Genomic DNA, 17,065 nt, shown 5'->3' with positions numbered 1-17,065 from the left:
GGTTTCCCCATGTGAGAGTAGGTCATCGTCAAGATTAAATTCCGAAACCCCAATTGCGAAAGCAGTTGGGGTTTTGTTTTGTCCGCAGGAAAGTTTTTTGCTCGCGACAGCGAACAAATTTGCACAGTTATTTTCGAATCAGAACACTAGAATAGCCCCACCTTATTCGGAGCCAGAGCCCGTATGTCAGAGTCGGTTGACGCCCCAGGGCTGTCAGATTTACCGCTGGAAGACCTGGTGGCCTGTCACGAGTGCGACCTGCTGATGCGCAAGCCAACGCTTGCCCATGGCGAGAAAGCGCTCTGTCCTCGCTGCGGTTACGAGTTGTACGCTCACCGTCATAACGTGGTGCAGCGCAGCCTTGCCTTGGTGATTGCAGCGTTATTGTTGTACATCCCGGCAAACTTTTTGCCCATCATGCAGCTCAATATCCTCGGGCAGTCTTCGCAGGATACGGTCTGGAGCGGCGTTCTCGGCCTGTTCAACACCGACATGCAGGGCGTTTCGATTGTCGTCTTCCTGTGCAGCATGGCCATACCGTTGCTCAAGTTGCTGTGCCAGTTGTTCGTTTTACTGACGATTCGTTTCAACGTCGGCCGCAGCTACGGTCTGCTGCTCTATCGCATCTATCACCACCTCAAAGACTGGGGAATGCTTGAGGTCTACCTCATGGGCGTATTGGTGGCGATCGTCAAACTGGCGGACATGGCCGCCATTACCGTGGGGCTGGGTCTGGCGTGTTTCATCGGTTTGTTGTTGGTGCAGGTCTGGCTGGAAGTGGTGATGTCACCGCACCAGATCTGGCAGGCGTTATCAGGAGAGGACGCTCATGCGAGCGATTGATGCGGGCATTCTGGTGTGTACCGAATGCCACGAATTGAACAAACAGGAAGCTGACGCCGACGAGCAAACCTGCACCCGCTGCGGTGCGCTGGTTCACGCTCGTCGTCCGAACAGCCTCGTGCGCACCTGGGCACTGCTGATCACGGCGGCGATTATCTATATTCCGGCGAATGTCTTGCCGATCATGACTGTCAGTTCTCTGGGGCAGGGTGATCCGAGCACCATCATGTCCGGCGTGATTCAGCTAGTGCAACACGGCATGATCCCAATTGCCGCCGTGGTGTTTATCGCCAGTATTCTGGTGCCGACTTTCAAACTGGTCGGCATCGCGCTGCTGCTTTTCTCAGTGCAACGACGCCAGCCGTTGTCAGCTCGTCAGCGCATCTGGATGTACCGTTTTATCGAGTTCATTGGTCGCTGGTCGATGCTCGATATTTTTGTGATCGCCATTCTCGTGGCGGTCGTCAACTTCGGCCGGCTTGCCAGTGTCGAAGCCAATCTTGGCGCCATCGCCTTCGCCAGTGTGGTGATTCTGACGATGCTCGCCGCAGTAACTTTCGATCCCCGACTGATTTGGGATAACACGGAGTCGGACGACGACCATGACTGATTTGCCCGTAGCGAAAACCCGACCGGCCTCGAACTGGTCTGCCATCTGGGTCCTGCCTCTGATTGCGCTGATCATCGGTGGCTGGCTCGGCTGGCGTGCCTATTCCGAAACCGGTATCGAAATTCAGATCCGCTTCGAGAGTGGTGAAGGCATCCAGGCCAATAAGACCGAGGTCATGTACAAAGGCATGTCGGTCGGTAAGGTCAAGGCGCTCAAGCTCGACGATGAGGGCAACTCCAAAGGCGTGATTGCCACCGTCGAGATGAATAAAGACGTCGAGCAATACCTCAAGACCAGCACGCGTTTCTGGCTGGTCAAACCGAGCGTGACCCTGGCCGGTATTACCGGTCTGGAAACCCTGGTTTCGGGTAACTACGTGGCCATCAGTCCTGGCGAAGGTGAGCCGGTGCGCAAGTTCAAGGCGCTCTCCGAGGAGCCGCCGCTGTCCGACGCCAAGCCGGGTCTGCACCTGACCATCAAGGCTGATCGTCTCGGTTCACTGAGCCGAGGCAGTCCGGTGTTCTACAAGCAGATCAAGGTTGGCCAGATTAAAAGCTACGTGCTCTCGGAAGACCAAAGTACCGTTGAGCTCAAAGTCTTCATCGAACCGACCTACGCCAAACTGGTGCGCAAACATACACGCTTCTGGAATGCCAGCGGCATCAGCATCGACGCGAACCTGTCCGGCGTGAAAGTGCGCAGCGAATCGCTGGCCAGCATCGTCGCCGGCGGCATCGCCTTCGCCACGCCGGAAAATCGCAAGGACAGTCCGCCGACCGATCCAAGCCTGCCGTTCCGTCTCTATGAGGACTTCGACGCTGCCGCTGCCGGGATCCGCGTAAAGGTCAAACTCAGCGACTTCGAGGGCCTGCAGGCTGGCCGCACGCCGGTGATGTACAAAGGTATTCAAGTCGGCAACCTGAAAGCGTTGAAGGTCGATCCGGATCTGAACAGCGCCACAGCCGAACTGACCCTTGATCCATTGGCTGAAGACTATCTGGTTGACGGCACGCAGTTCTGGGTAGTGAAGCCATCGATTTCTCTGGCTGGGATCACTGGTCTGGAAGCCTTGGTGAAAGGTAACTACATCGCCGTGCGCCCGGGTGACAAGGGCGCTGCGCCGAAGCGCGAGTTCGAGGCACGGCCGAAAGCGCCGCCGCTGGACCTGCGTTCGCCGGGCCTGCACCTGGTGTTGTTCACCGATGTCCTTGGCTCGATCGATGTTGGCAGTCCGATTCTGTATAAACAGGTCAAAGTCGGTTCGGTGCAGAGCTATCAGTTCTCCAAGACCCGCAAGCAGCTGGTGATCGGTGTTCACATCGAGAAGGAATACGAAAACCTGGTCAACGCTTCGACGCGCTTCTGGAATGTCAGTGGCATCACGTTGACCGGCGGACTGACCGGTGGCATTCAGGTGAAGAGCGAATCGCTGCAGACGCTGATGGCCGGTGGTATCGCCTTCGAGACACCGCAAGCCAAGGCTCCATTGCAGAAGCGTATTCCGCGTTTCCGTTTGTTCGCCAACCATGATGACGCCAATCAGAAGGGCGCCGTAGTCACGATCAAGGTCGATCGCGCTGATGGTCTGCGCAGCGGCACCCCGGTTCGCTTCAAGGGCCTGGATGTCGGCAAGATTGAAAGTGTCGATCTGACTGACGATCTGCAATCGGTCATCCTCACGGCGCGCATCACCGAAGTGCCGGAGAAGATCGCCCGGGTTGGTAGTCAGTTCTGGGTGGTAAAACCTGAGTTGGGGCTGATCAAGACTGCCAATCTGGAAACTCTCGTCACTGGGCAATACATCGAAGTGCAACCGGCGGCGAAGAACCTCGGCCCACAGAAGAACTTCGTTGCACTGGCCAATGCGCCGGAAGTGACCAAGCAAGAGGCGGGGCTGAGTCTGGTATTGAGCGCTGCCCGTCGTGGTTCACTGAAGCCCGGAGTGCCGGTGACTTATCGTGAAATTACTGTCGGTAAGGTGACGGGGTACGAGCTGGGGCAGACTGCGGATCGTGTGTTGGTGCACATTCTGATCGAGCCGAAATATGCGCCGTTAGTGCGCAGTGGTAGCCGGTTCTGGAACACCAGTGGCGTCGGGTTTGATATCGGTTTGTTCAACGGGCTGACGGTGCGCACCGAGTCGCTGGAGACGGCGATTCAGGGCGGCATTGCCTTTGCCACGCCGGACGGTGAGCGCATGGGCAACCCGGCGCGGGCTGAGCAGACGTTCCCGCTGTTCGACAAGTTTGAGGATGAGTGGCTGACGTGGGCACCGAAGATTTCGCTCGGTAAGTAGCCTCAAGCTTATTCGGCGTCTGGAAGGACGCCATCGCTGGCAAGTCGAATCGTCGCACCGCAGCTCCCACAGTGGTCGGTGGTGCACACAAATTTTGTGTACGACAAATAGACCTGTGGGAGCTGGCTTGCCAGCGATGAAGCCCGCAAAATCAGCACAACTTCCAAGCCATAAAAAAGGGCCGCGATCCCATCAGATCGCGGCCCTTTTTTTGCCTTCAGTTAATGCCGATCAAACCGCATCCAGCTCCGGTTCATCCGCTGCAACATTGACCGTAGCCTTCACCACATCATGGCGACGGATGTATTTCCAGTCCGCCTCATCAATGTAGATCCCCGCCGGGCCGCTGCCACCTTCCAGGTCGATCGCAACACTGGCGCAGACCTGCGGCTTCACACTCGCCAGAATCGGCACGAAGCCCAGTTGCAGGCTGGTTTCCAGCAGAGCGGCCTGGTTCTTCTCGTCGATGTCCGCTGCTTCATCGAGGTAGTACGGCAGACGTACGCGACCGGCCTGATCGCGATCCATCAAGTGCAGCAACAAATACATGTTGGTCAGCGCTTTGATGGTCATCGTCGTACCGTTGGACGCCGCGCCATCGATGTCGGTGTGGATCACCGGCTGGCCATTGACCTTGGTGATTTCGAACGCCAGTTCGAACAAGTCCTTGAGGCCGAGCTGGTTGTGGTTTGCCGCCACCAGCCGCGCCAGGTACTCCTTGGCCTCTTCGTTCTTGTTGTCCTGCTCGGCACTTTGGCTGAGGTCGAACACCGACAGGGTTTCGCCTTCCTCGTACTGACCGGCGCTGTGGATGATCTGGTCGATGTGCTTGAGCGCTTCCTTGTTCGGCGCGAGGACGATGCGGAAACTCTGCAGGTTGGAGACCTGACGTTTGTTGATCTCGCGGTTGAACAGCGCCAGTTGGTGCTCGAGGCTGTCGTAGTCGCTGCGAATGTTGCGCAGGGTCCGGGCGATGTCGGTGACCGCTGCACGACGCGCCTTGCCCAGCGTCAGCGCTTCATCGGTGCGGTGCGCATAAGCATTGATCAGCAGCGACAGGCGGCGTTCCATGTCGTCTTCGCTGTCGAACTTGGCCACGCCTTTGAGGCGCACTTGCGCGTACAGCGCTTCGATCTGGCCATCGGCACGCAGCAGGCCTTGCCAGCTGTCCTGATAGTCGTTGAGCAGCGGCAGCAGGTTGTCCATCGAATCGTCGACCGGATCCATGAACGGCGTACCGAACGGTAGATCCGCCGGCAGCAACTGACGACGGCGCAGCGCATCATCCAGGGTGCGTTGCTTGGCTTCCATGTCGGCGATCTGCCGGCCGACCAATTGCAGCTTGGCCGACAGTTGCTGGACACGTTCGGTGAACGCATCGCTGGAACGCTTGAGTTCGTCCTGCGCGCCTTCCATCTGCGCCAATTGCTCGAGCTTGTCGCCTTCTTCAGCGCTCAAGGTCTGCGTGCGGCGGAAATCTTCCAGGGCTTTCTGCGCATCCAGCACTTGCTGGTACAGCGCTTCGGTCTGGGTCTTGCTCGCGGAGCGGTCAGCAGCAACGGCCTGTTGGGTCTTGAGCTGTTTCAGCTCTTTTTCCAGACGCTCTTTCTGATCGCGCAGCGCGGCGCGGTCAGCCAAGGCCTGAAGGGCCGGCGGTTCGATGTGTGAGATGTCGATCGACAGGCCCGGCACTTCGAAGCGCTCGCCTTTGAAACCATCAAGGATCAGCTCGACCGATTTGACCCATTCGCCGTCGTCGTCGAGGGTGATGCCGTGTTCGCCCAGCGGCAGGCTGAACAGTGCGCTGTTGAACAGACGCATCAAACGCTCGACGTCCTGTTGCGAGAATTCCTCGCGCAGACGGGCGTAGCTGTTGTTGTCGGCATGATCGAGTTGTTGCTTCACCGACTTCAGGCGTTTTTCCAGATCGCGCACGCGCTCTTCCAGATCTTCGGCGCTGAACTGACGGGACTGCGCCAAGGCACCGGCCAGTTCGTCGTGCGCGTCTTTGGCGGCGAGCAACTGTTGCTCAAGCACTTTGACGTCATCGACGAGCGCGAAGCGATTCTTCAGTACCGACAATTCGCCGAGCCAGCGCTGGATGCCGGAAATTTCCCGCTCCAGACGCATCAGTTCCTGAGTGCCACCGCGCTGATCGTTTTGCAGACTGTCCTGCTCACCACGGTAGTGGTCGGCCTGAATCGTCAGCTCTTCCTTGCGCGCACTGGCGTAGTCCGACCAGGTGCCGAGCAACGAATCGAGCAGTGGCGACAGGCGATGCAGTTTGCCGCGCAATACATCGCGCTGTTTCACACCGTTGGCCAAGGCTTCAACCAAGGGGCCGGCAGCGACCAGCGAGTTGTAGTCCTGTTCCATCCGGCGCACGTCACGGAAGGCTTCTTCGCACGCGGCGATGTAATCGACGCTGCCGGAACGCAGGCTGTGTTCGAAGGCATCGAGGAACAACTGCTTCAACTTGGCCGCAGTGATTTCGCGCATGTGCAGCAGGTTGATGAACAATGCGCGGAAGGTCTTCAGGCTCTGCTCGCTGGTGGAGCGCAGCGGGATCAGCGTCAGGTCGAGCGGGATCGACGTGTGACCGCCCACCAGCAAACGACGCAGCTCATCCGGCTTGAGTTCGTAGGCTTTCAGGCCTTCTTTCTCAAGGTTGCTGAACAGCTCTTTCTGACGCAGGCAGGTGTCGTTCTTCTGGTAATGCGCCAGATCGAGCTTGCCGGCGTAGGCGAAGAACTGGTGACCGAAACCACCGCCCGGGCCGCGCCCGACCACGCCAATCACGTGCGGGCCGTGGGGCAGATTGACTTCGACGAGGATGTAGCTGGTGTCGGAAGCGAAGTAGAAGCGCCGCGATTGTTCGAGGCTGTACTTGCCGAAACTCATGTCCGACATGCGCGCCAGAATCGGGAACTGCAAGGCGTTGATCGACGCCGATTTACCGAGGTTGTTCGCGCCGTAAACCGACAACGGTTCTTCCAGCGGGAACAGGCCGAGGCTGTAACCGGCGGTGTTCAAAAGGGCAAAGCGGCGGATGCCGTAGCGTTCCTGGCTCATGCGTCGGACTCCTGTTCTTCGGCAATGGCGCGGGCCAGTGCGTCTTCTTCGCTTTCTTCATCGAATTCGGTGAGATCGAGCGGATCGTCGGTTTCGAGGAATTTGGCTTCCGCCGCTTCGTCGATCAGCACCGGTGCTGGCAGCGGCAATACGCTGTGCACGCTGGCCGCCAGATCGCGGTCCTGCTGCACCGACAGGCACACATCGAGGAAACGGTGCATCGGCGGCAGGAAGCGATACACGCCGTTTTCTTCGCTGGCGAAACCGAGTTGAGTCATGCGGCGCATGATCTTTTCTTCGAGTTCTTCCACGGTCTGCACTTCGGCCTGAATGAACAGGTCGCGGTATTTCTCCAGCAGCGACGGCAGCTCTTCGCGACCGAGGCTGCCACCATCGAGCACGGCGATCGGGTCGCGGCCCTGATCGGCCAGATGCTCGACGAGGATGAAGGTGAACAGCGCCAGACGCTGCGCAGTCTTGTTCACCGCCGCAGCGGCCATGTCCGGCACGAAGTAGTAGAAACCACGGGTGTCGCAGACCAGTTCAAACCCCAGCGCCTTGAACAGCGTGCGGTACTGATCCTGGAAGTTCGACAGTTGCGCGTACAGCTCCGGGTCGCGGCGGCTGACGTGGTACCCCTTGAACAACTCGCGGAAAATCGGTGCGAGTTGCGACAGTTCGGAAAGATCAAGTTGCATTTGAAGTACCTGCAGAGAGGGCGCTCGCAGAATCCTCGGCGGCGTTGTCGCTGGCCGAGAGCAGGGCGAAGGAGCGCAGGCTGACCTGGTGCTCATGAGTGTGATATTCGCGGCGTTCCAGACGCTCACGCTTGAAGCGTTTTTCCCGCGACAGACGAGAGAACCAGTAGAGCAATTCGTCGGTAGCGCCGTCCGGTTCCTGTTCCAGCAGCCAGGTCATCAGATCCGGCATCGGCAGGGACTCTTCGCAACGGTCGACCATCTCGCGCACAGTGCGCGGGGCGCGTGGAGCTTCGCCTTTCTGCGTTTTGTGCGCCTTGGGGAAGCGCGCCGGTTTCGGCTCGAAACGCGCCAACGCATACACGTAGGCTTCGACCTGACTGGCGCTGCCGAGGAAGGTGCTTTGCGGACGGGTGAACAGCGGCATCGCCGCTTGCGGCACGGCATCGATGCCTTTACGGCGAATCGCCGCCAGGGCCAGCGCGGCACCACGGGTCACGGCATTGTGCCGGCGCGCTTCTTCACGCAGCGGCAGCAGCAGTTCGCGGGCATGACGCAAAGTCAGTTGGGCGCTGGTCTGCATTTCGAGGATGCGCGCGTGGGTGCGCAGGAGCATGTCATCGTCAACCAGATGGCCGAGGCGCTGTTGCTCGCTGAGCATTTTCAGCAGCACGGTTTCGACCTTGCGCACGCCTTGTTCGAAGGCGCCGTCGGCGTTCACCAGATCGATCATCGGCTCGACGTATTCGTCCCACGTCGCCAACACTTCGGCGTAACGCTGACGCAGCGGAATCTGCCGATCGCTGGTCTTGGCGCGTTCGGCCACAGCCACCAGCGCCTGTTCGTCGTTGTCGAGCTTCTTCAGTACGTCGCGCACGCGCATGTCGAGCAAGCGCAACTGGCGGGCGAGGTCGTGGCCGTCGCGGATGTCGAACGCGTCCTGGATGTAGCCAGCCAGACGCTCGAGGTGGCGCAGATAGGCTTCGATTTCCAGGCACAGGCCCAAGCGGTGTTCACGGCGCAAGTAAGCGAGGAAATCGTGAATCTGCGCATTCAACTCGAAACGGTTCGGGCTTTTCGCCACTGGAATCAGAATATCGAGGCGAATCCACACGTCGAGCAGGCTGGTGATGTCCTGTGGTGTGCTGTCCAGTTGTTGGGCGGCCAGTTGCGCGCGCAGTTCGTTAAGGCTCAATGTGCCTTGGTCGAAGTGCTCACACAGCGGCTCAAGCAGTGCCCAGTGTTCAGCGAGGGCGCGCAAGACGCGCTTGGGTTCGATCATCGGAATGCCCGGCTGGTTGGCAATGAAAAGCGGCGATTGTACTGCATCACGAAGGATGCGATTCACTCTCGGGACGGGCTGTCGAGTTTTCTAAGGGAGAGAGCTTAGATAAAGGCTATCGATCAACAGCAAGCGATCTTGAGCGAACGGCGGTAGAATCAGCGCACTTCAGTTATCCACAAGTGGCCGACCCTTGCTAATCGAGTCCCGCCGCCGCGCCTATTTGAACGCCATGCAGGTGGTCAACTGGCTGCCGCGCACCGAATTGCCTTTCGCCGCACCGTCGCGGCCCGAGCTGCTGGACATGCCCGAGCCCGAGGTAGAAGCGCCGAGGGTGCTCACGCCGCAGGCCGAAGCTCCGGTAGCACCGACCGCGCGTCCGAGTGAACGGCCGAAGATCGAGGTGCCGCGCCCTTCGCTGGCCAGCACGCGAACCAACGCCAAACCGGTGGAAGAGGCTGACGATACGCCTGTCGTCGCCAGACCGGCACCGGTGCCACCACCGCGTTTCGCTTTGCAATTACTTCGCGCCGGGCGTTGCCTGCTACTGGTCGAGTTACCCACAGGCGAACCGTTCCAGAGCCGTGATCCAGCGTATTTGCTGTTGAAAGACATGCTGCGCGCCGCCGGTCTGCCGGATGCACCGCAAATTGTCGGCGAGCCGGTGCGTTGGCCGTGGCTCAATCGCGGCACCATGGATCAAGGCCCGGACGCGGCGCGCGATTTCGTGCAGGGATTTCTTTCCGTGCAAATGGAAGCCGCACCGTGTGCCTGCCTGTGGCTGATCGGCCTGCCGGCGGTGCGTTTTGCCGGTGAAGCGGACGCCGAAGCGTTCAATCGTGAATTGCAGATCGAAGGTCTGGGCTCGGCCTGGGCCATTCCAGGTCTGGAATTGTTAATGGAAGAGCCACAGCGCAAGGCCGCTGTGTGGCAAGCCATGCGTCGGCTGATGGCGCGCTGGAAAGAATCGAATGAGTGACGCCGTATCGTTCCGCCCGATGACCGAGGCGGATCTGGAAACCGTGCTGAAAATCGAGTATGCCGCTTACAGCCATCCGTGGACTCGCGGGATTTTTCTTGATGGGCTGGGCAAGTACCAGATCTGGCTGATGTTCGAAGGTGAGCAGCAGGTTGGCCACGGTGTGGTGCAGATCATTCTCGATGAGGCGCACCTGCTCAACATTACCGTCAAACCGGAAAATCAGGGGCGCGGGCTGGGGCTGACGTTGCTTGAACATCTGATGTCGCGGGCGTATGCGGCTTCGGCGCGGGAATGTTTTCTGGAAGTGCGCGACAGCAATACGGGCGCGTTCAAGTTGTATGAACGTTATGGCTTCAATGAGATTGGCCGGCGTCGGGATTATTATCCGGCGGTGGGCGGGCGTGAAGATGCCGTGGTCATGGCCTGCACCCTGGTTGACTGATGACCTGTAGGAGCTGCCGAAGGCTGCGATCTTTTGATTTTTGATGTTACGACCAAGATCAAAAGATCGCAGCCTTCGGCAGCTGCTACAGGGGGGCGCGTCTGCTAGCGGTTGCCATCCAGCGGATCACGCCGCGCCTTCTCCGCCTCATCCAGCCCATTACCACCGCCGATGTCATCTTCATCAACGATGCTCAAATCCCAATCCGCCTGGTTGCCTTGGCCAGCCTCTTCGGCATCCCGCGCACCGTCTTCATGAATCAGGGTTTCCGGGCTCATGTCATCGTCAGTCGGCTCATGATCACTGACTGAAGCTCCGGTCATGCCCGCCTCACGCACGCGCTCATTGGGCATCAACTGCTCGCGCTCGCGCTCCGGGATCTCATCACCGATTTTCGCGCTGGGTTCGTCTTCATCGAAATCCAGCTCATGCACCGAGCCCATTCGGTCTTCGTTATCATCAATGGGTTCTGGTTGCACCGCATCGTAGGGACGTCGTGAATCAGTCATGGCAATTCCTCATACTGTGGGCCTTACTTAGGTGGACTCACCAGGCACACGAGAATTCCAATGAAATCACTTGCGGTGGCGGCGTGACCCCGACGGGCGGTCGTCTGTCATACCAGCGCATCTTTCTTGAGGCCTTACAGCATGCATGACTTACAAGACCTGATTGATAACAACGAGCGTTGGGCTGACGCGATCACCAAGGAAGACCCGGATTTCTTCGCCAAACTGGCGCGTCAGCAAACGCCGGAATATCTGTGGATCGGTTGCTCGGATGCGCGCGTACCGGCCAACGAGATCGTCGGCATGCTGCCGGGCGATCTGTTCGTACACCGCAACGTCGCCAACGTGGTGCTGCACACCGACCTCAACTGCCTGTCGGTGATCCAGTACGCGGTTGACGTGCTCAAGGTCAAACACATCCTCGTTACCGGCCACTACGGTTGTGGCGGTGTGCGCGCGTCGATGCAGGATCGTCAGTTCGGCCTGATTGATGGCTGGCTGCGTTCGATTCGCGATCTGTACTACGAAAAGCGCGAAGAACTGGCCAAGCTGCCGACCGAAGAAGAGCAGGTTGATCGGATGTGCGAACTCAACGTTATTCAGCAAGTGGCCAACGTCGCGCACACCAGCATCATCCAGAACGCCTGGCATCGCGGGCAGAGCCTGTCGATCCACGGTTGCATCTACGGCATCAAGGATGGCCGCTGGAAAAGTCTGAACACCACCATCAGTGGTTTCGAGCAATTGCCGCCGCAGTATCGTCTGCGTCCGGTTGGCGCGGTGTAACTCACCTTTCAGCGCAGGCCGGAATGCCGCCAGCACTGCAGGAAGTGATGACCTTCCAGGCTGGGTGGTTCGTTGTAGCCGGTGATCCACCCTCGGCAACGCGGCGAACCGCAACCGCAGGCGAACTGATGGAGCAGTTTGTCTTCGGTGGCGGCGTAATCCATGGTCAGGCGTTCGCCGCTGTGGATATCTTTCAAAGCCCACAGCCACAATTCGCTCATGTCGAGAAACACGTTGGGATCACAGGCATGTTCGATCAATCCGCAAAAGCGCGGGTCGTAGAGGTGAATGCCCGTCAGCAGTTGTCGGGTCTGGCGGCAGCGATAGGGCAACAGCTGGCCTGAAAACCTGCACATCCGCCGGTTTTGCGAAAACTCACGGCGCGCCCCGACCCCCGTTGGGGTGCCATAGGCGTCCTGAACGATTTCGTAATCGCTGCTGGAGGGGAACCCGAGGCGCACGGGCAGGCCGGCGAAAGGATAAATGCCTTTGCTGTCGCGTGGTGCAGGTTGCGCCATGACGTGGGTATTCATTGCGATCCTTGTCGCCTGAGAGGCGACTTTCCTTGGAGTGACGTCCTGTCATTACTGCAATGTGGTTATTTGGATCCAATCCTCTGCTATTAGGTATAGCTGGTCTACTGTCAGATCTGACAGGCGATTTAGACGCTTTCCCGCGTCAGCATTGGCTGACACGGGAACCACGCTTAACGATTACAGGTGCGGGGCGGGGATTGCGGCGGCTGGCAATGGCGCCTGCAGTTGCTTCAGTTGTGCTTTGACTGGAGTGGTTGCGCACTTGGCGCTGGCTTGCTCCGGGGTCAGGTTGCGGATCGAGGTGTAGAACAGCTCGCAGGTTTTGACTTTCTGCGTGACCTGCCACGTCTGTGTGCAACTGCTGAGGGTAGCCTGCGCATCGCTGCCCGGTTTGCTGCCCATCCCTGCCTGCCAGCAGGCGGCACTCAAATCCTGACCCATGACTTTCAGGCCTGCTGCATCAGCCTTCACCTGTGCATCGTCGCCGGTGTAGCTCTTCGGGTCGGCGGCGTACCAGATGTAACTCGGGTGATTGGAACCCAGCACCGGCACTTTCACGCCTTCGCTCGGGCTGATGGTCGCCAGACCCAATACATTCACGGTCGGCCCGTATTGCTGCTTGATCCAGTTACGCACCGGCGCGCCGAACGCGACCATCGGCAGCGTCGTGCCGCTGGCGGTCTGGCTGAACTGTTTGACCAGCGTGGTCTGGTAGTCCTTGAAATAGTCATACACGCCTTCCAGGTCGCTGCCGGCATTGGACGGCGCAGCAATCGGGGCAATGTCGATGATGGTTTGATAAGCCGGCGTCTGCTCGGCAGGAATGCCGTTGTCCGTCAGCAGCGTGGCCCAGCGATCGGTGGTGTTCGAACGCAGATAATCCTGTGCCTGGGTCAGCGAGTAATCCGGCGGGAAGTGCAGCAACTCGACGCTTTTGCGGTTTTCCAACGCCATACCCAACGGCAGGAACAGATACCAGCTGTAGGCCCACTTGCCGTCGGCGTTGAGCTTGCTGGCGCCGGTGTAGGCCAGATCTCCCGCGTCCAGCAGCGCCGACAGGGGTTTGTCGTAATCCTTCGGCACGCCGGTGATTTCGGCGTAGAGCTGACCGTTGTCGGTTTTTACCAGCACCTTGGCATCGGCATAACCATCGCGTTGCACGCTCTGGCTCAAGTAATGGGCGACGGTCTGTTCCAGCGTCCAGTTGCGGAAGCAGATGACGTTGCAGTTGTTGGGATAAGCGAAGAGGCGGGTGACGCGTTCGGTGCTGCCCAGTTTCAGATCGACATCGGCGTGGACGGTCGCGCTCAGCGTGAGCGCGGCGACGGCCAGTGTCAGGGAGGTTAGTCCTGCGAGTTTGAACATGCTCAGATCCTTTTCAGCGTGGGTTCCCCGCGTGTCGGGGGCGGCTCATAGTGGATCAGTCGCGTTTGCCAGAGAAGCCGTCATCGGTAGATTTTTGCGCAAACTCGCAGGGCTCATTTTCAGACTGGAAAATGCAGGGCGTTGGTCAAATCGCCCATGGGTTTCTGACCCCGGGCAATCATCGCATCGTCCCGTTGTTTGAGGCCGTCAAGGGTCTCCAACTGGAAGACACGGGTGATCAGCCGCAGGATCGACGCGGTGTCGTAGACCGTGTGATCCACCGTGCCTTTGCGCGCGAATGGCGACACCACCAGCGCCGGCACGCGTGACCCAGGACCCCAGCGGTCGCCCTTGGGCGGGGCGACGTGATCCCACCAGCCGCCGTTCTCGTCGACTGTGACGATGACCACCATGTTTTTCCATTGCGGACTTTCGCGCAGCACTTTCAACGCACGCACGATGTGCCGATCCCCGGAGGCGACGTCGGCGTAGCCAGCGTGCATGTTCAGGTTGCCCTGAGGTTTGTAGAAACTCACCGCCGGCAGCTTGCCGGCTTCGGCATCGGCGAAGAATTTGTTGCTGCTCGACTCATCCCCCAGGCCGGCATCGCGCAGGCGTTTACTGCGCTCGTCGGGGTGCTCCGGGCCTTGCTGTTTGAAGTAGTTGAACGGCTGATGGTGATACTGGAAATTCGGAATCTTCGGGATGCCGCCGGAATCCTTGTACTGATCCAGCGTCGCCTGCCACGCACCGGCATACCACGCCCAATCAATGTTCTTTTTCGACAGCTTGTCGCCGATGTGTTCGTGGGTCTGCGGCACCATGACGTTGGGCAGATCCGCTTTGGAATATGCCGGACGCTCGGGGTCGCGAATCCAGGTGGGCCAGTAGGGCGGAGCAAGAGTATTGACGCCGAAGCCATCCGGGGTCAGCGCACTCGGGCCGAACTGCGGCGGGCCGGTCATGGCGCTGGCCGGCGATGCGGCCAGCGGCTGGAGACGCGGATCGGCCGGATCATCGCTTTGTAGCGCGGCAATCTGTGATTTGGCCACGGAATTGGCAACGTCCGGATAGAACGGCGCGGTGGCGCTGATCAGGTATTGATGATTGAGGAACGAGCCACCGAAGGCGCCCTGAAAAAAGTTGTCGCACAGCACGAACTCCTGAGCGACGTCCCACAGCCGCAGGGAATAACGGCTCTGCGCGTAATGGCCCATGGTCAAACCGCCGGAGTCGGCCCAGGCGACGAAGCCGTCGTTCTTGCCGCCATTGATCTGCATCTGGTTTTGATAGAACACGTGCCACAAGTCGCGGGTCACCAGACCGAACGGCAAATCTTCAGCGTTCGGGCCTTTGAGAGCGAACGGTGCATTGGGCAGGTTTTCCTGAAACTGCGTGGCGCTGGGGTAGGTTACGCCATCGAGGGTTTGCGGGCCGATCTGCAGCACGCCACCCCAGACGGGCGGCAGGGTTTGCAGCAGCGAGCCGTCGCGGTCACGTTGTTGATAGTCGCCGGGCTTGAGCGCTGCCAGCGGTTTTTCGACACCGGGGAAATCACCGAACAGGTTATTGAAGCTGCGGTTCTCGGCGTAGATCACCACCACGGTTTTCACCTGATCGCGCAGGGCTTTGTCCAGCTCGGTGGGCGTCAGCGGGCGTTCGGTCGGTTTGCCCGGTTGATCGCTGGCGCTGCCACACCCGGCCAGCGTGGCACCGACACCTAGTACCGCGACGCCGCCGAGAAAGCGGCGGCGACTGGTGTCGGTGGGGTGATTGGATGCGGATGCATCAGTGCCGTCTGTGTCGTCTTTCATCGTTCAGCCCGTTTTGCTTAATTGTTTCAGTATGTTTCGGGCGGACGCTAGCAAGGCAATGTGACGGTTGGGTGACAGAGCGTTTTGTCGTTGCGCTCCTAGCCGGGCATGAGCTGGGTGAGCGAATAGCCGAGCCTGCTCGCCGCTGTTACGGCGGTCATGATCACCAGAAACAGCAATTGCAGCGGACTGAAGTGCGCCCAATGCAATGCGGTCAGCCAAGGGTGGCGGCTGCTCAGTTCCGGATCGAGCGAACCGATACGGCGTTTGTGCACCAGCCCGATCAGGAGCGTGCCTACATAAGTGAGCGCGCCCAGCGGCCCGAGCATCAGCGAAAACAACAGCAGCATCACCACCTGCGGAACCCCGTGGCGTATCACCAGCCAGCGCGTGTCAGGGTTCCATTTGCGCGGAATCAGTCCCTCGGTGAGCCACAGATCCGGCACGATCACGTGGGCCGTGAGCACCACCCACCAACTCAATGCAAAGCGAAAAAACCATACCGGTACGCAGGCAAAGATCATCGGAATGAAGATGAGATTGGCGGCATCCCTTTTCTCAATACCCAGATAGAACAGGCACAACGCCAAGGCAATTGCCGCCCATACCCGTACCCAGGTCTCGGCGGCGATGGGCCGTGGAAAGAACCGTCGCCAGTAAAAAACATCGGCATAGGGCAAACGTGCGAGCAGCTCGGGGAAGCGCCAAGTAAGCTTTTCCGACAAGTCATGGCAGGCCTGCCATTCATTCTGACCAAAGCCGTCGATGATCTTCTTCTGCTGCAGGGGCTTGAGCGGATTGATCAACAGATGCGCGGCCTGAACGTCGGCCGCCCACGTGCGGTCACTTTCCGCCTTGCCCCGCAGATTGTCGTAGAAACTTTCCTGATCGCAGCGTTCGATCAAGGTGTCCCAGAGCCAGTCCGGTTGCGGGTGCAGGCCTTTGTTGTGATCCCAGCCGAACAGTTGACCGATGCGGTCGAACAGCGGCACGCTCCACTCAGTGTCATTGAGCAAGTGCAGCAGGGTTTGCTGCCATTGTTCGCGGCGATCGAATACCTGCAGCCAGGGCTGAGCACTGTAGCGTTTGAGCACGTTGAGGAATTCGCGTTCGCTCTGGCTTTCGAGCAGCGCCTGCAAGGCGTTTCGGTAATCGGCCATCAGGCTTTCGGCGAGCCGGTCACGCTGATGATCATTGATCAGCACGTCCTGCCACGGCCCCAACCATCCCAGTTGCTCGACGGCCCAGTGCAGCACTGGGCTGCGCAGATGTGGCTGGTCAAAACACCGTTGCAGCAACAGCCTTTCGAAGGCCTTGGCGCAGCCTTGCTGTTGCGCCTGATTCCAACGCTCGTCGAGATTTTCTGGCGATAGCCCCTCAAGCAGTGGCCGTGCGGCCTGCGCTTCGAGCGCATACGCTTCTGTGTCCGGGGCCGCCGTCAGTGGCTCGACACGCAGAACATCATCCTTCGCCAGCGGCGCAAAAGGCTCGGGGGGGGCAGGGCCGACGGGTGGAACGTCGAGGGCGGAAAAATCCCACGGCTGGTTTTGCAGGTGGCTGTGTTTGTTTGCCAGCACAGCATCGGACGCCAGCGCGGCAAAGGCGCTGGACGCCGTGGCCACGGCGACGTCTTCTTCGTCCGCAGGCTCGGCGTTTTCAAGGCGCCACCGGGCAATCGCCAGCGCCTGTTCGTAGGCTTCGCGCAAGCGCTGGAACCCTTCGGCATCCTCATCGGGGCGGAAGGTTTTCAGCAGGCGCGCATACGCGCGTTTGATGTCGCGGGCTTGCGCGTCATCGTGCAGGTGCAGCACCGACCAGCAATCCATGGCC

14 protein-coding genes are annotated in these 17,065 nt (G+C 59.5%); 6 read left to right on the top strand and 8 right to left on the bottom strand.

Going from position 1 to position 17,065, the window contains the following annotated elements; translation table 11 throughout:
• Window positions 1-183 precede the first annotated feature (183 nt).
• The 3 genes from ACIF4X_RS25815 to ACIF4X_RS25805 are packed head-to-tail and all read left to right on the top strand — an operon-like array spanning window position 184 to window position 3,749.
• The gene (locus ACIF4X_RS25815; RefSeq protein ID WP_397484251.1) at window positions 184-843 is read left to right on the top strand and encodes a paraquat-inducible protein A; all 660 of its coding nucleotides are present in this window, start codon (window positions 184-186) and stop codon (window positions 841-843) included.
• Complete coding sequence (locus tag ACIF4X_RS25810; protein WP_160059432.1) at window positions 830-1,453, top strand: paraquat-inducible protein A; 624 nt, start codon at window positions 830-832, stop codon at window positions 1,451-1,453. The genes ACIF4X_RS25815 and ACIF4X_RS25810 overlap by 14 nt, the downstream gene beginning before the upstream one ends.
• Window positions 1,446-3,749 carry an intermembrane transport protein PqiB gene (locus tag ACIF4X_RS25805; RefSeq protein ID WP_397484250.1) on the top strand — a complete coding sequence of 768 codons (2,304 nt, stop codon included), beginning with the start codon at window positions 1,446-1,448 and terminating at the stop codon, window positions 3,747-3,749. Before ACIF4X_RS25810 ends, ACIF4X_RS25805 begins: the two co-directional genes overlap by 8 nt.
• Window positions 3,750-3,980: 231 nt before the next feature.
• Here ACIF4X_RS25805 and mksF read toward each other — a convergent pair whose 3' ends face one another.
• From mksF to mksB, 3 genes are read right to left on the bottom strand one after another with little or no spacing between them, the layout of a single operon-like run.
• On the bottom strand, window positions 3,981-6,821 hold the full coding sequence (gene mksF, locus ACIF4X_RS25800; protein ID WP_397484249.1) for an Mks condensin complex protein MksF: 2,841 nt from the start codon (window positions 6,819-6,821) through the stop codon (window positions 3,981-3,983).
• Window positions 6,818-7,519, bottom strand: a complete 702-nt coding sequence (gene mksE / locus ACIF4X_RS25795) for an Mks condensin complex protein MksE (protein WP_397484248.1) — start codon at window positions 7,517-7,519, stop codon at window positions 6,818-6,820. Before mksE ends, mksF begins: the two co-directional genes overlap by 4 nt.
• The gene (gene mksB, locus ACIF4X_RS25790; protein ID WP_397484247.1) at window positions 7,509-8,801 is read right to left on the bottom strand and encodes an Mks condensin complex protein MksB; all 1,293 of its coding nucleotides are present in this window, start codon (window positions 8,799-8,801) and stop codon (window positions 7,509-7,511) included. Before mksB ends, mksE begins: the two co-directional genes overlap by 11 nt.
• 232 nt (window positions 8,802-9,033) lie before the next feature.
• Here mksB and ACIF4X_RS25785 point away from each other — a divergent pair, with 232 nt between their 5' ends.
• Together ACIF4X_RS25785 and rimI are read left to right on the top strand one after the other, a co-directional pair.
• Entirely contained in the window at window positions 9,034-9,780 is a 747-nt protein-coding gene (locus ACIF4X_RS25785) for an energy transducer TonB (protein WP_397484252.1), read from the top strand.
• A complete protein-coding gene (rimI, locus tag ACIF4X_RS25780; protein WP_007912963.1) occupies window positions 9,773-10,225 on the top strand; it encodes a ribosomal protein S18-alanine N-acetyltransferase in 453 nt (150 codons plus the stop codon). Before ACIF4X_RS25785 ends, rimI begins: the two co-directional genes overlap by 8 nt.
• 104 nt (window positions 10,226-10,329) lie before the next feature.
• On the opposite strand, the gene ACIF4X_RS25775 is transcribed toward rimI, so the two are convergent.
• The gene (locus tag ACIF4X_RS25775; RefSeq protein WP_397484245.1) at window positions 10,330-10,734 is read right to left on the bottom strand and encodes a serine kinase/phosphatase; all 405 of its coding nucleotides are present in this window, start codon (window positions 10,732-10,734) and stop codon (window positions 10,330-10,332) included.
• A gap of 141 nt (window positions 10,735-10,875) precedes the next feature.
• On the opposite strand from ACIF4X_RS25775, the gene can reads away from it, so the two are divergent.
• Window positions 10,876-11,520: a carbonate dehydratase gene (can, locus tag ACIF4X_RS25770; RefSeq protein ID WP_064120416.1), complete on the top strand. Its 645-nt coding sequence runs from the start codon at window positions 10,876-10,878 to the stop codon at window positions 11,518-11,520.
• An 8-nt stretch (window positions 11,521-11,528) separates the two neighbouring features.
• Here the strand turns inward: can and ACIF4X_RS25765 are convergent, their stop codons facing one another.
• The 4 genes from ACIF4X_RS25765 to ACIF4X_RS25750 all read right to left on the bottom strand — a co-directional run bounded on the left by ACIF4X_RS25765 (window position 11,529) and on the right by ACIF4X_RS25750 (window position 17,061).
• Window positions 11,529-12,053, bottom strand: a complete 525-nt coding sequence (locus ACIF4X_RS25765) for an SET domain-containing protein-lysine N-methyltransferase (RefSeq protein ID WP_397484244.1) — start codon at window positions 12,051-12,053, stop codon at window positions 11,529-11,531.
• 180 nt (window positions 12,054-12,233) lie between these two features.
• Entirely contained in the window at window positions 12,234-13,421 is a 1,188-nt protein-coding gene (locus ACIF4X_RS25760) for a hypothetical protein (RefSeq protein WP_397484243.1), read from the bottom strand.
• 119 nt (window positions 13,422-13,540) lie between these two features.
• Window positions 13,541-15,235, bottom strand: coding sequence for an acid phosphatase (acpA, locus tag ACIF4X_RS25755; RefSeq protein ID WP_397484242.1), 1,695 nt, complete (start codon window positions 15,233-15,235; stop codon window positions 13,541-13,543).
• 98 nt (window positions 15,236-15,333) lie between these two features.
• Window positions 15,334-17,061, bottom strand: a complete 1,728-nt coding sequence (locus tag ACIF4X_RS25750; RefSeq protein ID WP_397484241.1) for a J domain-containing protein — start codon at window positions 17,059-17,061, stop codon at window positions 15,334-15,336.
• Window positions 17,062-17,065 lie beyond the last annotated feature (4 nt).

Origin of the sequence: Pseudomonas sp. NPDC085632, assembly GCF_044541255.1 — a bacterium.
Taxonomy (GTDB): domain Bacteria; phylum Pseudomonadota; class Gammaproteobacteria; order Pseudomonadales; family Pseudomonadaceae; genus Aquipseudomonas.
This window is presented reverse-complemented; position numbering and strand designations above follow the sequence as displayed.